At 71.6% G+C, this 14,605-nt stretch carries 14 protein-coding genes; 5 read left to right on the plus strand and 9 right to left on the minus strand.

The window, feature by feature from the left end; genetic code table 11:
* The 3 genes from zwf to pgl all read left to right on the plus strand — a co-directional run bounded on the left by zwf (position 1) and on the right by pgl (position 3,481).
* Positions 1 to 1,554 carry a glucose-6-phosphate dehydrogenase gene (gene zwf / locus ACQRWP_RS18290; RefSeq protein WP_430496357.1) on the plus strand — a complete coding sequence of 518 codons (1,554 nt, stop codon included), beginning with the start codon at positions 1 to 3 and terminating at the stop codon, positions 1,552 to 1,554.
* Complete coding sequence (locus ACQRWP_RS18295; protein WP_430496359.1) at positions 1,551 to 2,567, plus strand: glucose-6-phosphate dehydrogenase assembly protein OpcA; 1,017 nt, start codon at positions 1,551 to 1,553, stop codon at positions 2,565 to 2,567. The genes zwf and ACQRWP_RS18295 overlap by 4 nt, the downstream gene beginning before the upstream one ends.
* 143 nt (positions 2,568 to 2,710) lie before the next feature.
* On the plus strand, positions 2,711 to 3,481 hold the full coding sequence (pgl, locus tag ACQRWP_RS18300; protein WP_430496361.1) for a 6-phosphogluconolactonase: 771 nt from the start codon (positions 2,711 to 2,713) through the stop codon (positions 3,479 to 3,481).
* 17 nt (positions 3,482 to 3,498) lie between these two features.
* On the opposite strand, the gene ACQRWP_RS18305 is transcribed toward pgl, so the two are convergent.
* The 8 genes from ACQRWP_RS18305 to rapZ all read right to left on the minus strand — a co-directional run bounded on the left by ACQRWP_RS18305 (position 3,499) and on the right by rapZ (position 10,599).
* Entirely contained in the window at positions 3,499 to 3,840 is a 342-nt protein-coding gene (locus ACQRWP_RS18305) for an RNA polymerase-binding protein RbpA (protein WP_091403668.1), read from the minus strand.
* Positions 3,841 to 3,980: 140 nt separating this feature from the next.
* The gene (gene secG, locus ACQRWP_RS18310) at positions 3,981 to 4,241 is read right to left on the minus strand and encodes a preprotein translocase subunit SecG (protein ID WP_030337344.1); all 261 of its coding nucleotides are present in this window, start codon (positions 4,239 to 4,241) and stop codon (positions 3,981 to 3,983) included.
* A gap of 96 nt (positions 4,242 to 4,337) precedes the next feature.
* Positions 4,338 to 5,129, minus strand: a complete 792-nt coding sequence (gene tpiA, locus ACQRWP_RS18315; protein WP_238685518.1) for a triose-phosphate isomerase — start codon at positions 5,127 to 5,129, stop codon at positions 4,338 to 4,340.
* Positions 5,130 to 6,329, minus strand: a complete 1,200-nt coding sequence (locus tag ACQRWP_RS18320; protein WP_091403664.1) for a phosphoglycerate kinase — start codon at positions 6,327 to 6,329, stop codon at positions 5,130 to 5,132.
* Complete coding sequence (gap, locus tag ACQRWP_RS18325; RefSeq protein ID WP_430496365.1) at positions 6,326 to 7,330, minus strand: type I glyceraldehyde-3-phosphate dehydrogenase; 1,005 nt, start codon at positions 7,328 to 7,330, stop codon at positions 6,326 to 6,328. The genes ACQRWP_RS18320 and gap overlap by 4 nt, the downstream gene beginning before the upstream one ends.
* A gap of 267 nt (positions 7,331 to 7,597) precedes the next feature.
* Complete coding sequence (gene whiA, locus ACQRWP_RS18330) at positions 7,598 to 8,578, minus strand: DNA-binding protein WhiA (RefSeq protein WP_210785006.1); 981 nt, start codon at positions 8,576 to 8,578, stop codon at positions 7,598 to 7,600.
* Between the two features lie 54 nt (positions 8,579 to 8,632).
* Positions 8,633 to 9,700, minus strand: coding sequence for a gluconeogenesis factor YvcK family protein (locus ACQRWP_RS18335; protein WP_430496367.1), 1,068 nt, complete (start codon positions 9,698 to 9,700; stop codon positions 8,633 to 8,635).
* Positions 9,697 to 10,599, minus strand: coding sequence for an RNase adapter RapZ (gene rapZ, locus ACQRWP_RS18340; protein ID WP_238681786.1), 903 nt, complete (start codon positions 10,597 to 10,599; stop codon positions 9,697 to 9,699). Before rapZ ends, ACQRWP_RS18335 begins: the two co-directional genes overlap by 4 nt.
* Positions 10,600 to 10,850: 251 nt before the next feature.
* Between rapZ and ACQRWP_RS18345 the strand changes: the two genes are divergently transcribed.
* Together ACQRWP_RS18345 and recQ are read left to right on the plus strand one after the other, a co-directional pair.
* Entirely contained in the window at positions 10,851 to 11,195 is a 345-nt protein-coding gene (locus ACQRWP_RS18345; RefSeq protein ID WP_091403656.1) for a hypothetical protein, read from the plus strand.
* 76 nt (positions 11,196 to 11,271) lie between these two features.
* Positions 11,272 to 13,116 carry a DNA helicase RecQ gene (gene recQ / locus ACQRWP_RS18350; protein ID WP_430496369.1) on the plus strand — a complete coding sequence of 615 codons (1,845 nt, stop codon included), beginning with the start codon at positions 11,272 to 11,274 and terminating at the stop codon, positions 13,114 to 13,116.
* 68 nt (positions 13,117 to 13,184) lie between these two features.
* On the opposite strand, the gene ACQRWP_RS18355 is transcribed toward recQ, so the two are convergent.
* Positions 13,185 to 13,847 carry a C39 family peptidase gene (locus tag ACQRWP_RS18355; RefSeq protein ID WP_430496371.1) on the minus strand — a complete coding sequence of 221 codons (663 nt, stop codon included), beginning with the start codon at positions 13,845 to 13,847 and terminating at the stop codon, positions 13,185 to 13,187.
* Positions 13,848 to 14,605 lie beyond the last annotated feature (758 nt).

The raw sequence follows: 14,605 nt of genomic DNA on the forward strand, positions 1-14,605 counted from the left end.
ATGGACGACGTGACTGAAGCGGAGCGAGGAGGCGGTTCGGTGAACCCGCTGCGCGACCCGCAGGACCGCCGGTTGCCCCGGATCCCGGAGCCCTGTGCTCTGGTGATCTTCGGGGTGACCGGCGACCTGGCCCGCAAGAAGCTGCTCCCCGCGGTCTACGACCTGGCCAACCGGGGGCTGCTGCCGCCGGGCTTCGTGGTGCTCGGTTTCGCGCGCCGCGACTGGGGGGACGGCGACTTCGAGACGTTGGCCTGCGAGGCTGCCCGCAAGCACGCCCGCACCCCGTGGCGGGACGAGGTGTGGGCGCGGCTGGCCGGCAACATCAAGTTCGTCGGCGGGTCGTTCGACGACGACGCCGCCTTCGACCAGCTCGCCTCGACGTTGGACGATCTGCGTCAGACCCACGGCATCGCCGGCAACGCGGCGTTCTACTTCTCCATTCCGCCGGCCGCGTTCCCGGTCGTGCTCAAGCAGTTGGCCCGCACCGGGATGGCCGACAACGAAAAGTCCGGCGGTTGGCGCCGGGTCGTGGTGGAGAAGCCGTTCGGTAACGACCTGCCCTCGGCGAAGGCGCTCAACGACCTCGTCGACGACGTGTTCACCCGGCAGGACGTCTTCCGGATCGACCACTACCTGGGCAAGGAGACGGTTCAGAACATCCTCGCCCTGCGGTTCGCCAACAACCTGTTCGAGCCGCTGTGGAACTCCAAGTACGTCGACTCGGTGCAGATCACCATGGCGGAGGACGTCGGCATCGGCACCCGTGCCGGCTTCTACGACACCGTCGGCACCGCCCGCGACGTGCTGCAGAACCACCTCCTCCAGCTTCTCGCCCTGGTGGCGATGGAGGAGCCGACCAGCTTCGACGCCGACGAGATCCGGGCCGAGAAGCTGAAGGTGCTCAAGGCCATCACCCTGCCCAAGGACGTCGCCCGGGACACCGTCCGTGGTCAGTACCTGCCCGGCTGGGTCGGCGGCGAACGCGCGGTCGGTTACCTGGACGAGCGGGACGTTCCCGCCGACTCCACCACTGAGACGTACGTGGCGGTGCGGTTGGGCATCCAGAACCGCCGCTGGGCGGAGGTGCCGTTCTACATCCGGGCCGGCAAGCGGCTGCCCCGGCGGGTCACCGAGGTCGCCATCATGTTCAAGAAGGCGCCGCACCTGCCGTTCAACGACGCCGACATGGAGTCGCTGGGCAACAATCAGCTGGTCATCCGGGTGCAGCCGGACGAGGGCGTGGTGCTCAAGTTCGGCTCGAAGGTGCCGGGCACGACCATGGAGGTCCGCGACATCGCGATGGACTTCCAGTACGGCGAGGCCTTCACCGAGTCCAGCCCCGAGGCGTACGAGCGTCTGGTGCTGGACGTGCTGATCGGCGACCGCACCCTGTTCCCGGACGCGGCCGAGGTCGAGCAGAGCTGGCAGGTGATCGACCCCCTGGAGCACGCCTGGGAGGGCACCACCCCGGAGCCGTACCGGGCCGGCGAGTGGGGCCCCCGGGCCTCCGACGAGATGCTGGCCCGCGAGGGCCGCGCCTGGAGACGAGCATGATCGGGCTGTGGGACACCACCGGCAACGAGGTGGTCAAGGCGCTCGCCGCCGAGCGGCGCAGCGCCGGCGGGGTGGCCAGCGGCATGGCGCTCACCCTCATCGTGGTCGTGGACGAGAAGCGGGTCCGGGAGGCGGAGGCCGCGGCGACGATCGCCGCCGCCGCGCACCCGTGCCGCCTCGTGGTGGTGGTCCGCTCGGAGATCGAGCGGGACCGCAACCGACTGGACGCGGAGATCGTGGTCGGTGGCCGGCTCGGCCCGTGCGAGGCGGTGGTCACCCGGATGTACGGCCGGTTGTCCCTGCACGCCGAGTCGGTCGTGATGCCGCTGCTCGTTCCCGACGTACCGGTGGTCACCTGGTGGCACGGCGAGCCACCGGCGGAGATCGCCACCGACTTCCTCGGGGTGGTGGCCGACCGGAGGATCACCGACTCCGCGCAGGCCGCCGACCCGGTGGAGGCGCTGCGGCAGCGTGCCCGGGACTACGCCCCGGGCGACACCGACCTGGCGTGGACCCGGATCACCCCGTGGCGCACCCTGGTCGCCGGGGCGTTCGACACCACCAGCGCCCAGGTCACCGAGGCGACCATCGTCGCGCCGCCCACCGACCCGACGGCGGCGCTGATGGCCGGCTGGTTGTCCAGCCGGCTCGGCATCACCCCACGCCGGGTGGACAGCAACGAGTTCCCCCGGATGCGCGAGGTGCAGCTCAGCTGCGCCAACGGCGACCAGCTGACGCTGACCCGCGAGGACAGCATGGCCGTGTTCCGGCGGACGGGCCAGGACGACCGGGCCCTGCCACTGGTGCGCCGCCCGCTCGGCGACGAGCTGGCCGAGGAGCTGCGCCGGCTGGACGCCGACCAGGTGTACGCGGAGGCGCTGGGCGCGACGGTCGGGCTGCGGGGGCTGGAGCAGCGCCCCCCGCAGCGGGTCCACGTCTGGAAGGATCCGGCCACCGCGCGGCGCGCCGAGGCCGGGGTCACCGCGCACGTCGGCACGAGCGGCGAGGGCTGAGCCCAGCCGGGGCACAACGTCGGGCAGGGCCGGTACGAACCGGCCCTGCCCCGCAATCTCCGGGGTTCTTGCCCCACCACCTCGGGCACACCGCCCCGGGCACGACAGCGACCGCCTCGCGGTCGGGAAACGAAGGCGCAACCATGAGTGAGGCGAGTGTCGCCGTCCACGCCGACGCCGACCTGCTGGCGCAGGCCGTGGCGGCCCGGTTGCTGGTGAAGCTGCTCGACGCCCAGGCCGACCGGGGCGAAGCCTCGGTGGTGCTCACCGGAGGTCGGGTCGCCGCGGCCGTGTACCGGGCGGTGGCGACGCTGCCGGCCCGCGACGCGGTGGACTGGTCCCGGGTCGATGTGTGGTGGGGCGACGAACGGTTCCTGCCCGCCGGTGATCCGGACCGCAACGAGACGCAGGCCCGCGCCGCCCTGCTGGACGTGGTGCCGCTGGATCCGGCCCGGGTGCACGCGATGCCGGCCTCGGACGGCCCGGCCGGCAACGACCCCGAGGCGGCGGCTGCCGCGTACGCGGAGGAGCTGGCCCGCGCCGCCCGGCCCGGGCACGCCACCCTGCCGCACTTCGACGTGCTGATGCTGGGCGTCGGCGAGGACGGCCACGTGGCCTCGGTCTTCCCCGAGCACCCGGTGGGCTACGAGACCCGGCCGGTCAGCGCGGTGCGGGGCAGCCCCAAGCCGCCGCCGACGCGGACCACCCTCACCCTGCCGGCGATCAACACCGCCGAGGAGGTCTGGCTGGTGGCCGCCGGCGCCGACAAGGCTCGCGCGGTGGGTATGGCGTTGGCCGGCGCCGGGCCGGTGCAGTTGCCGGCGGCCGGCGTGCACGGGGTGAACCGCACCCGCTGGCTGCTGGACCGGGCTGCCGCAGCCGACGTACCCGTCCGGCTGCGCAGCCTGCGCTGAGCGCGCGGAGGAGCCCGCTACTCGCCGCGTCGACGGCGTAGTGCGGCGAGCGCCTCGGCGAGCAGGGCCTCCCCCTCCTCGGCGGTGCGCCGCTCCTTCACGTACGCCAGGTGGCTCTTGTACGGTTCGGCGCGGACCCGACCTGGCGGGTTCTGGGCGTCCCGGCCGGCGGGTAGGCCACAGCGGGGGCAGTCCCACAGGGGTGGCGGTTCGACGTCCGCGGCGATCCGGATGTCGACCCGGTGGTCGTTACGGCACCAGTAGCTGACGTCCTGTCGGGGGGCGGGTTGGTGCCGCTCGTCCGGGCGCATGGGTGCGGACCCGACCCGGGCTCCCCGGATAACGTTGCCATTCGGCACGGCTGCTCGCTCCTGTCGTCGGAGGGGACCCGCCGTCTTCGGGGGTGGAGCGGCGGGCGACGCGGTGCAGCGGAGAAAAGCCTGCGCGCGGCCCGTCGAGTGACGAACCGCGCGCAGATTGTACGACTTACTGAGCCTGCTCAGGCGCCGCTGTTCATTTGGAGGCGCAGCCAGAGCCCGAGGCCGACGATGGCGGCGAACCAGACGACGCTCACCAGAACGGTGTAGCGGTCCAGGTTCTTCTCCGCGACCGAGGAGCCGGCGAGGCTGGAGCTGACGCCACCGCCGAACATGCTCGACAGACCGCCACCCTTGCCGCGGTGCAGCAGGATCAGCAGGGTGAGCAGAATGCTCGTGATGACCAGCAACACGATCAACGTGTATGCGAACCAGATCGGCATGGCTGGGGTCAGTTCCTCTCGTAGCGATCCTCGCCCGGTCTGATCGGGCACGGCGGCACCGACCGGCGGACGGGCGGTGTCAAGGATACCGAGCGATCAGCGGGCGAGGTGCTCCGGGAACCGGCAGATCTGAGCGAATTCCTCGGCGTCCAGGCTGGCGCCCCCCACCAGGCCCCCGTCCACGTCCGGTTGGGCCATGATCGAGGCGATGTTGGACGCCTTGACCGAGCCGCCGTAGAGGACCCGAACCTGGTCGGCGGTCTCCTGGTCGAAGCGTTCCGCCAGTCGCTGACGCACCGCCCCGCAGACCTCCTGGGCGTCGTCCGGGGTCGCGGTCTTGCCCGTGCCGATCGCCCAGACCGGCTCGTACGCGATAACGACCTGCCGCACCTGCTCTGGGGTGAGCCCGGCGAGGCCACCGTCGAGCTGGTCGGAGCAGTGCGCCACGTGGGTGCCCTGCTCGCGGACGTCCAGCCCCTCCCCCACGCACAGGATCGGCGTCAGGCCGTGCGTCAGCGCCGCCTTGACCTTGGCGTTGACCAGCGCGTCGTCCTCGTGGTGGTAGGCCCGCCGCTCCGAGTGCCCGACCACCACGTACGTGCAGCCGAGCTTGGCCAGCAGCGGCCCGGAGATGTCCCCGGTGTACGCGCCGGACGCGTGCGGGGAGAGGTCCTGCCCGCCGTAGCCGATCAGCAGCTTGTCCCCGTCCACCGCGGTCTGCACGGTGCGCAGGTCGGTGAAGGGCGGCAGCACGACCGTCTCGACGTCGGTGAGCTGCTTCTCGGTGAGGCTCGCCGCCAGCTTCTGCACCAGCAGGTTGGCCTCGAGGTGGTTGAGGTTCATCTTCCAGTTGCCGGCCATCAGCGGCCGGCGGGTGGTGCTCGACATTCAGTTCTCCAGGGCCGCGATGCCGGGGAGGGTCTTGCCCTCGAGGTATTCCAGGGAGGCGCCACCACCGGTGGAGATGTGCCCGAAGGACGACTCGTCCAGCCCCAGGGCACGGACGGCCGCTGCGGAGTCACCGCCGCCGACGACGCTGAACGCGTCGGCCTTGGTGATCGCCTCGGCGATCCCCCGGGTGCCCGCCGCGAAGGCCGGCATCTCGAACACGCCCATCGGGCCGTTCCAGAAGATCGTCTTCGCCTGGGACAGCGCGGCGCTGAAGCCGGCCACCGTCTCCGGGCCGACATCCAGGCCGAGCCGGTGGCTCGGGATGCCGTCGACCCGCACCGTGTCGTGCGCCGCGTCCGGGGCGAACGCGTCCGCGACCACCACGTCGACCGGAAGCATGATCTTGCCGCCGGACCGCTCCAGCAGGTTGCGGCAGGTCTCGACCATGTCCTTCTCCAGCAGCGAGGTGCCCACCTCCAGGCCCTGGGCCTTGAGGAAGGTGAAGCACATCCCGCCACCGATGAGCAGCCGGTCGACGGTGGGCAGCAGAGCCTCGATCACGGCGAGCTTGTCGGACACCTTCGACCCACCGAGCACCACCACGTACGGGCGCTCCGGGTCACCGGTGAGCTTGGAGAGCACCTCGACCTCACGCAGCACCAGCCGGCCCGCGACGTGCGGCAACCGGGCCGGCACGTCGAAGACGCTCGCGTGCTTGCGGTGCACGGCACCGAACGCGTCGTCCACGTACGCGTCGCCGAACGCGGCGAGCTGGTCGGCGAAGGCGCCCCGCTCGGCCTCGTCCTTGCTGGTCTCACCGGCGTTGAAACGCAGGTTCTCCAGCAGGGCGACCTGGCCGTCGGCCAGGTCGGCGACGGTGGAGCGGGCGGAATCACCGACGGTGTCGGTGGCGAAGTGCACCGGCGCCCCGAGCAGCTCACCGAGCCGCCCGGCGACCGGGCCCAGGCTGAACTGCGGGTCCGGAGCGCCCTTCGGGCGGCCCAGGTGCGAGCAGACGACCACCTTCGCGCCGGCCTCGACCAGCGCGCCGAGGGTCGGCAGCACCGCGCGGATCCGGCCGTCGTCCGTGATGGCACCGGTCTGCTTGTCGAGCGGGACGTTCAGGTCGGCGCGCACCAGCACGCGCCGACCCGACACCCCCTCGGCGAGCAGGTCGTCGAGGGTCCGGATGCTCACAGCGACGAACCGACCAGCTTGACGAGGTCGACCAGCCGGTTGGAGTAGCCCCACTCGTTGTCGTACCAGCCGACGACCTTCACCTGGTTGCCGACGACCTTGGTCAGCGGCGCGTCGAAGATGCACGACGCCGGGTCGGTGACGATGTCGCTGGAGACGATCGGGTCCTCGTTGTAGACCAGGATGCCCTTGAGCGGGCCGTCCGCGGCGGCCTTCAGCGCGGCGTTGACCTCCTCCACGGTGGTCTCGCGACCCACGTTGACGGTGAGGTCGGTGACCGAGCCGGTCGGGATCGGCACCCGCAGGGCGTACCCGTCGAGCTTGCCCTTGAGGTCCGGCAGGACCAGGCCGATCGCCTTGGCGGCGCCGGTCGAGGTCGGCACGATGTTCAGCGCGGCGGCCCGGGCGCGACGCAGGTCCGAGTGCGGCGCGTCCTGGAGGTTCTGGTCCTGGGTGTACGCGTGGATCGTCGTCATCAGACCGTGCTGGATGCCGAACGTGTCGTGCAGGACCTTCGCCATCGGGGCGAGGCAGTTGGTGGTGCACGAGGCGTTGGAGATGATGGTGTGCTTCGCCGGGTCGTAGGTGTCGTGGTTGACACCCATGACGACGGTGACGTCCTCGTTCTTCGCCGGGGCGGAGATGATGACCTTCTTGGCCCCGCCGTCGACGTGCGCCTTGGCCTTGGTGGCGTCGGTGAAGAAGCCGGTCGACTCGATGACGAGGTCGGCGCCGACCTCGCCCCACGGCAGCTTCGACGGGTCCTTCTCGGCGTACGCCTTGATGGTCTTGCCACCGACGGTGATCTCGTCGGCGGTGGCCTTGACCTCGTACGGCAGGCGACCGAGGATGCTGTCGTACTTGAGCAGGTGGGCGAGCGTGGCGTTGTCGGTCAGGTCGTTCACCGCCACGACCTCGATGTCGGCGTCAGACGCCAGCACTGCCCGGAAGAAGTTACGGCCGATTCGGCCAAAGCCGTTGATGCCAACCCGGATGGTCACAGGTCCCATCTCCTCGCGTTCTGGTCCGCCGGCTTCAGACAACGGGCCGGCGGGAATGGTGTGCGCCGACCGTTGGAGCCGGCCGTCGACGGTTCATCTCGGCCACCCCGCCGCGCGGTCTGAGGACCTGACCGCCCGAGGCGGTGGGGCACGACGAGGAGTGCCGGTGTCGGCCCCCTTGCCGTACGCAGCGACCCTATCCGAGCGTGCGAGACCACGCTGCGCCGGGTCGTGCTCCCGGGCGCACCGTGCGGCCCCACCGTCCTATCAGACCACGAGCATGTCGGGCGTGACGGCTGCTTCCGTATCCGGGATGCCAAGGTCGCGAGCCCGCTTGTCGGCCAGCGCCAGGAGCCGGCGGATCCGCCCCGCGATGGCGTCCTTGGTCAGCGGGGGGTCGGCCAGGGCTCCCAACTCCTCCAGCGACGCCTGACGGTGCTCCAGACGCAGTCGACCGGCGTCGGTCAGGTGGTTGGGCGCCTCGTCGGCGAGGATCTCCAGCGCACGGGTCACCCGGGCGGCCGCGGCGACCGCCGCCCGCGCCGAACGGCGCAGGTTGGCGTCGTCGAAGTTGGCGAGCCGGTTGGCGGTGGCCCGCACCTCGCGGCGTACCCGGCGCTCCTCCCAGGCCAGCACGCTGGAGTGCGCGCCGATCCGGGTGAGCAGCGCGGCGATCGCGTCACCGTCCTTGACGACCACCCGGTCCACCCCGCGTACCTCGCGGTTCTTCGCGGTGATGCCGATGCGGCGGGCCGCGCCGACCAGCGCCAGCGCCGACTCCGGACCCGGGCAGGTGATCTCCAGAGCGCTGGAGCGGCCCGGCTCGGTGAGCGAGCCGTGGGCCATGAACGCGCCCCGCCACGCGGAGACCGCGCAGCAGACGTTGGCCGCCACCACGTGCGGGGGCAGCCCACGCACCGGGCGACCCCGCACGTCGAGCAGGCCGGTCTGCCGCGCCAGGGCCTCGCCGTCCTTGACCACCCGCACGATGAAGTGGCTGCCCTTGCGCAGCCCACCGGAGGCCAGCACGTGGATCTCGCTGGGGTAGCCGTAGACCTCGGCGACCTCCCGGCGCAGTCGCCGGGCCACCGCCCCGGTGTCCAGTTCAGCCTCCACCACCACGCGGCCGGAAACGATGTGCAGCCCGCCAGCGAAGCGCAGCAGCGCGGCCATCTCCGCCCGCCGGCAGCAGGGCTTGGGCACGTCGACCCGACTCAGCTCGTCCTTGACCGCGGCCGTCATCGCCATTGTGCGTCCCCTCACGGACCTGTTCCGGCGTGTCGCCGGAGATTACGTACGTGTCTAACGATCGGCGCCCAGGACAGGCACCAGCGCGGCGCCCAGGGCAGCCGGATCATGGCGGGGAGTCCCGTCGACAACGGCGACGGGGGCGAGGACCAGGCGGGCACCCAGCGATTCTGCCGCACGTTCGACCGGTTCGGGGTCACCCACCGCCTTGGCATCGGCAAGCACAAGATCCACCTTGAGTTCGGGCAGGTACCAGTGCAGCGCCGCGAGATGATCGGCGACGGAGAGCCCGAGAGTCTCCTTCTCCGCGGCGAGGTTCAGCGTGACCAGCCGCCGGGCCGAGGTGGACACGATCGCGTCGGCCAACTGCGGCACCAGCAGGTGCGGAAGCACACTCGTGTACCAGCTGCCCGGTCCGAAGATCAACCAATCGGCTGCCCGGATCGCCTCGATGGCCTCGGCGCAGGCCGGCGGGGCGCTCGGGGTGAGACGCAGCGACTCGACCCGCCCGGTGGTGACAGCCACCTGGTGCTGGCCACTGACCGTGCGCACCTCGTCGGGGGCGGCCGGGTCGGCACCGCGTACCCGCGCCTCGATGCCGACCGGTTGGCGGGACATCGGCAACACCCGGCCCACTGCGCCGAGCATCGCGCCGGCGTGCTCCAGCGCGGCCACCGGGTCGCCGAGCAGCTCCATGAGGCCGCAGAGCACCAGGTTGCCCACCGCGTGCCCGGTCAGACCGTCGGTCCCGGCCGACGCCCCGTCGGTGCCGCGCCGGGCCGCGCCGCCCCGGTCCGGGTCGCCGCCCGCCGCCGGGCCCGGGCCGGTCGCTCCAGATCCGGGTACGCCCACCGGTGCGGCGGCGAAGCGGTGCTGGAACAACCCGGCGCTGCGCCGGGTGGCCGGGTGGTCCCCGGCCAACGCCACCAGCGCCTGGCGTAGATCTCCCGGCGGCAGGCCACCCCGCTCGGCCCGCAGCCGACCACTGGAGCCGCCGTCGTCACCCACCGTGACCACCGCGGTGATGTCGAGGTCCAGTTCGGGAGCGCAGTGGCGCAGCGCACGCAACGAGGCGGACAGCCCGTGCCCGCCGCCGAACGCCACCACCCGCCGGGCCGTCATTCCCGCCCCAGGTCGCGGTGCTGGGCGTTCGCCGCCAACCCGGAGTGACGCAGTCGGCTGGCCAACTCCTCGGCGATGGCCACGCTGCGGTGCTTGCCGCCGGTGCAGCCCACGGCGACCGTGAGGTACCGCTTGCCCTCCCGCTCGAAGCCGGTCGTGGTGGCGTTGACCAGGTCCGCGTACGAGGCGACGAAGGCGTCCGCGCCCTCCTGGCCCAGCACGTACGCGCTGACCGCCTCCTCCCGCCCGGTGTGCTCCCGCAACTCCGGCACCCAGTACGGATTCGGCAGGAAGCGGGCGTCCAACACGAAATCGGCGTCCGGTGGCAGGCCGTACTTGAAGCCGAACGACAGCACGGTGACCCGCAGCCGGCGGGCGTCCTCGCCGCCGAACAGCTCCTCGATGCGGCGCCGGAGCTGGTTGACGTTCAGGTGGCTGGTGTCGATGATCACGTCGGCCTGGTCACGGGCCTCCTCCAGCAGGCCGCGCTCCACGGCGATGCCGTCGGCCAGCCGCCCGTCCCCCTGCAACGGGTGCGAACGCCGAACGCTCTCGAACCGCCGGATCAGCACCTCGTCGTCGGCGTCGACGAAGACCACCCGGGGCGAGAACCCGCGCTCCTTGAGCTCCCGGATCGCCCCGGCCAGGTCGGTGGAGAAGGCCCGCGACCGCACGTCCAGCACCATTGCGGTACGCCGGGCCGCACCGCCCGCCTTGAACGCCAGCTCGGCCATGTCCAGCATCAAGGCCTGCGGCAGGTTGTCCACGACGTAGTAGCCGACGTTCTCCAACGCCCGGGCCACAGTGCTGCGGCCACCCCCGGAGAGGCCGGTGACCACCACGAGGGTGGTCTCCGACTCGGCCGCCACCTGCTCGTCATCGGCATCCGGGCCGTCGATCCGGTCACCGGCTGTGCGCGCCTCGCTCACCCGTACCCCCAAGCCGTGGCGCCGCGGCCGCTCTGGCCGCGATTGGTCAATCAGCGACTCTATCCCGCCACCGGGTCGTCGCCCGGCACCCGTGGCCGGGCGACGGCCGCGGACCGTTTCGAGGGTCGCCCTCCCGACAGCGCGCACGCTTGATGACGATCAGTAATTGTCAATACGCTCAACGTTATCGTCGCAGGTCAGACCGATATCTGGAGGGTGCGATGCACGACCTGGCGGACAAGAACAAGTACGTCGGCTTCCTGTTCATGCGAATCAGCCCCGAGTACTTCGCCCTCGGTCGCGAGGGCATCCACGAGATCTCCGCCGAGCACGCCCGCGACCTGGGCCGCTTCGCCAAGCAGCTCACCCACGTCGTCTGCACCGGGGTGAACGGCAAATACGACCAGGTCACCATGGTCGAGGCCGACACCCTCGAGGAGATCAACGCGGCGGCCACCGCCTTCCGCATGGGCAACAAGGCCCGTTACATCGAGATCGTCGACATCGTGGTCGGGATGAAGGCCCCGCCGCGCGGCCTGGCCAACCGGTCCAGCCAGCCTGGCTGACCGCGTCGCCCGTCCGGCCCACCCGACCCGGGTGCGCCGGGCGGGCACCGTCGGGGTCGACTCGTAGACTCCCCGGATGGCTTCTCCCACCGAACTGCGTACCGCCTCCGACGCCCTGGACGTGCTGGGCCGGGTGTTCGGCTACGACGCGTTCCGTGGTTTCCAGCAGGACGTGATCGACCATGTGGTCGCCGGCGGCGACGCGTTGGTGTTGATGCCCACCGGTGGTGGCAAGTCCCTGTGCTACCAGATTCCGGCCCTGGTCCGCGACGGGGTCGCCGTCGTCGTGTCCCCGCTGATCGCGCTCATGCAGGACCAGGTGGACGCCCTCACCGCGGTCGGCGTACGCGCCGGGTTCCTCAACTCGACCCAGACCCTGGACGCCCGGCGGCGGGTGGAGGCCGCCTTCGTCGCCGGCGAGCTGGACCTGCTCTACCTGGCCCCGGAGGCGCTCGGCGTCCGGTCCACCCTCGCCCTGCTCGACCGGGGGCGCATCTCCCTGTTCGCGATCGACGAGGCGCACTGCGTGTCCCAGTGGGGGCACGACTTCCGCCCCGACTACCTCGCGCTGTCGATGCTGCACGAACGCTGGCCGCAGGTCCCCCGCATCGCCCTGACCGCCACCGCGACCAGCGCCACCCGCACCGAGATCGCGACCCGGCTCAACCTCGACGACGCCCGGCACTTCGTGGCCAGCTTCGACCGGCCCAACATCCAGTACCGGATCGTGCCCAAGCGGGAGCCGCGCAAGCAGTTGCTGACCCTGCTGCGCGACGAACACCCCGGCGACGCCGGCATCGTCTACTGCCTGTCCCGGGCCTCGGTCGACAAGACCGCGGAGTTCCTCACCGCCAACGGGGTCGCCGCGCTGCCGTACCACGCGGGTTTGGACGCGGGCACCCGCGCTCGCAACCAGCAGCGCTTCCTACGGGAAGACGGCCTGGTCATGGTGGCCACCATCGCCTTCGGCATGGGCATCGACAAGCCCGACGTCCGGTTCGTCGCCCACCTCGACCTGCCCAAGTCCGTCGAGGGCTACTACCAGGAGACCGGCCGCGCCGGCCGCGACGGCCTGCCGTCCACCGCCTGGCTGGCGTACGGGCTTCAGGACGTGGTCCAGCAACGCAAGATGATCGAGACGTCCGACGGCGACCTCACCCACCGCCGCAACCTGGCCGCGCACCTGGACGCGATGCTCGCCCTCTGCGAGACGGTGCGCTGCCGGCGGGTCCAGCTGCTCGAATACTTCGGCGAGACGTCGACGGCCGCCTGCGGCAACTGCGACACCTGCCTCACCCCACCGGAGTCCTGGGACGGCACCGTCGCCGCCCAGAAGTTGCTCTCCGCCGTCTTCCGCCTCGACCGCGAACGCAACCAGCGCTTCGGCGCAGGGCACTGCATCGACATCCTGCTCGGCAAACAGACCGACAAGATCAGCCAGTACGGTCACGACTCGCTGACCGTCTTCGGCATCGGCTCCGAGCACAGCGAGGCCGAGTGGCGGGGCGTGGTCCGACAACTGCTCGCCGAAGGGCTCCTCGCCGTGGAGGGCGACTACGGCACGCTGGCGCTGACCGAGGCGAGCGCCGACGTGCTCGGTCGCCGCCGCACGGTCACCATGCGCCGCGAGCCGGAGAAGCCGGCATCGAGCCGCTCATCGAAGCCGCGCGGCGCGTCCACCGTCGTGGCCGAGCTGACCCCGGCCGCCGCGTCGCTGTTCGAACGCCTGCGCGGCTGGCGCGCGACCACCGCCAAGGAGCAGGGCGTCCCGGCGTACGTCATCTTCCACGACGCCACGCTGCGACAGATCGCCAGCGACGCGCCCAGCACACTGGCCGACCTGTCCCGGGTCAACGGGGTCGGCGAGAACAAACTCGCCAAGTACGGCGAGCAGATCCTGGCCGTCCTCGCCACCGACTGAGGTCATGCCGAAGGGCCGGGCCCCGTGGTGGGGTCCGGCCCTTCACTTCGTGTGCTGGTGTGTGGGGGTCAGCTGGTGGCGTAGCCGCGGGTGGCGATCCAGTCGGCGAGGTGCTCGACGCTGATCTGGTAGGCGGCCTGGTTGGGGTCGGCGGAGTCGGCGATGGTGACGGTGTTGCCGTTGTCGCGGTAGCCGACGACGCTGATGTAGTGCCCGCCTTCGTAGGAGTGGGTGGTGCCGTCGGTGTCGGTGCTGGTGCCGGCGATGTTGGCGACCACGGCCCGGCCGTTGTCGACGGTCTTGACGACGTCGGCGCGCAGGGTGTCGGTCTGCTTGGCGTCGGCGTCGGGGGTGCTGATTTCCACGGACCGGTAGGCGTTGGTCTTGCCGGTTTCCTTGTTCAGGACGGGGGTGATGTCGTTGATGGAGTTGGTGCCGGCCTCGGTGGTGCCCATTTCCTTGGCCATGTCGTCGACGTTGATGTTCTTGCCCTGCACGGACAGGGCGTTGCGGGTGGCGGCGGGGCCGCAGTAGTAGAAGTTCGGCTGGGCCTCGTAGCGCACGCCGAGTTCCCGCTCACCGTGACCCTTGCGGTCGGTCTGGGTCTGCGTGGTCGCCTTGGCGGTGCTCGGTGCGGCGAACGCGGTGGTGACGGGGCCGGCGATGGCTCCGCCGGTGAACGCGAGGCCGGCGGCGGTCAGGGCGGTCTTACGGATCAGATCGGTACGCATGATGGCGTGCTCCTCTGCATCGGGGGTGCCCACACAACCCCTGGGGGGGGTGGATGGTTGTGCGGGGGGAAGTTCGGGGGGTTCTGCCCGGTGACCCGCGAGGGGGTCGGCGTCGGGACAGGGTGTAACGGGTGCCGGTGGCGGATCATTCCGCCTGCCCGTCGGCCGGCTGGGGTGCTCGGCCGTGCCGGGGGTCGGCCGTTGTGGTGCTCGGCCGTGCGGGGGATGTAACCGGGGTGGCCTGCCGGGTGTTCCCGGCGGCTGCTTCCGGCGGGAGGCCTGACGGCGGTTCCCGGCGGGGCCGGCGCACCATGACCCGGGCTGTTGCGGTGGTCTGCCAGGTATAACGACCCGGCCCGGTCGCCGATTCCGCAGCCGGGGTGGCCCCGACCACCCGACACCCGAGGCCAAACCCGACAACCCACCCAGCCCCACCCACCGGACGGACCCGACACGGCGGCCACGGCGTCGTGATCGACTCGGGTTCACGGAAGTCGCGGTTTCCCGGTGCCGGGGATACGCCGACATCATGAAAGCCGAGTGGATCAAGCCTGTTTGCGCCGTTCGCACGCCCAGACCGGTCCGGGGCGGGGCGGCGGCGAGACGGGGCGAGGGCGGTCCGGGGCGGGCGGGGCGGTCCGGGGCGGGCGGGACGGTCCGGGGCGGGCGGGACGGTCCGGGGCGGGCGGGGCGGGGCGGGGCGGGCGGGGCGGGGCGGGGCGGGGCCCAAAACGTGGCGCGGATCGGCCCGGCCTGAG

It is taken from the genome of Micromonospora trifolii, from assembly GCF_050516465.1.
Lineage (GTDB): Bacteria > Actinomycetota > Actinomycetes > Mycobacteriales > Micromonosporaceae > Micromonospora > Micromonospora trifolii.

Coding starts and splice junctions, on each gene's coding strand:
- pgl (WP_430496361.1), top strand. CDS start 2,711: ATGAGTGAGGCGAGTGTCGCCGTCCACGCCGACGCCGACCTGCTGGCG.
- tpiA (WP_238685518.1), bottom strand. CDS start 5,129: ATGTCGAGCACCACCCGCCGGCCGCTGATGGCCGGCAACTGGAAGATG.
- zwf (WP_430496357.1), top strand. CDS start 1: ATGGACGACGTGACTGAAGCGGAGCGAGGAGGCGGTTCGGTGAACCCG.
- ACQRWP_RS18355 (WP_430496371.1), bottom strand. CDS start 13,847: ATGCGTACCGATCTGATCCGTAAGACCGCCCTGACCGCCGCCGGCCTC.
- ACQRWP_RS18295 (WP_430496359.1), top strand. CDS start 1,551: ATGATCGGGCTGTGGGACACCACCGGCAACGAGGTGGTCAAGGCGCTC.
- ACQRWP_RS18335 (WP_430496367.1), bottom strand. CDS start 9,700: ATGACGGCCCGGCGGGTGGTGGCGTTCGGCGGCGGGCACGGGCTGTCC.
- whiA (WP_210785006.1), bottom strand. CDS start 8,578: ATGGCGATGACGGCCGCGGTCAAGGACGAGCTGAGTCGGGTCGACGTG.
- recQ (WP_430496369.1), top strand. CDS start 11,272: ATGGCTTCTCCCACCGAACTGCGTACCGCCTCCGACGCCCTGGACGTG.
- secG (WP_030337344.1), bottom strand. CDS start 4,241: ATGCCGATCTGGTTCGCATACACGTTGATCGTGTTGCTGGTCATCACG.
- ACQRWP_RS18345 (WP_091403656.1), top strand. CDS start 10,851: ATGCACGACCTGGCGGACAAGAACAAGTACGTCGGCTTCCTGTTCATG.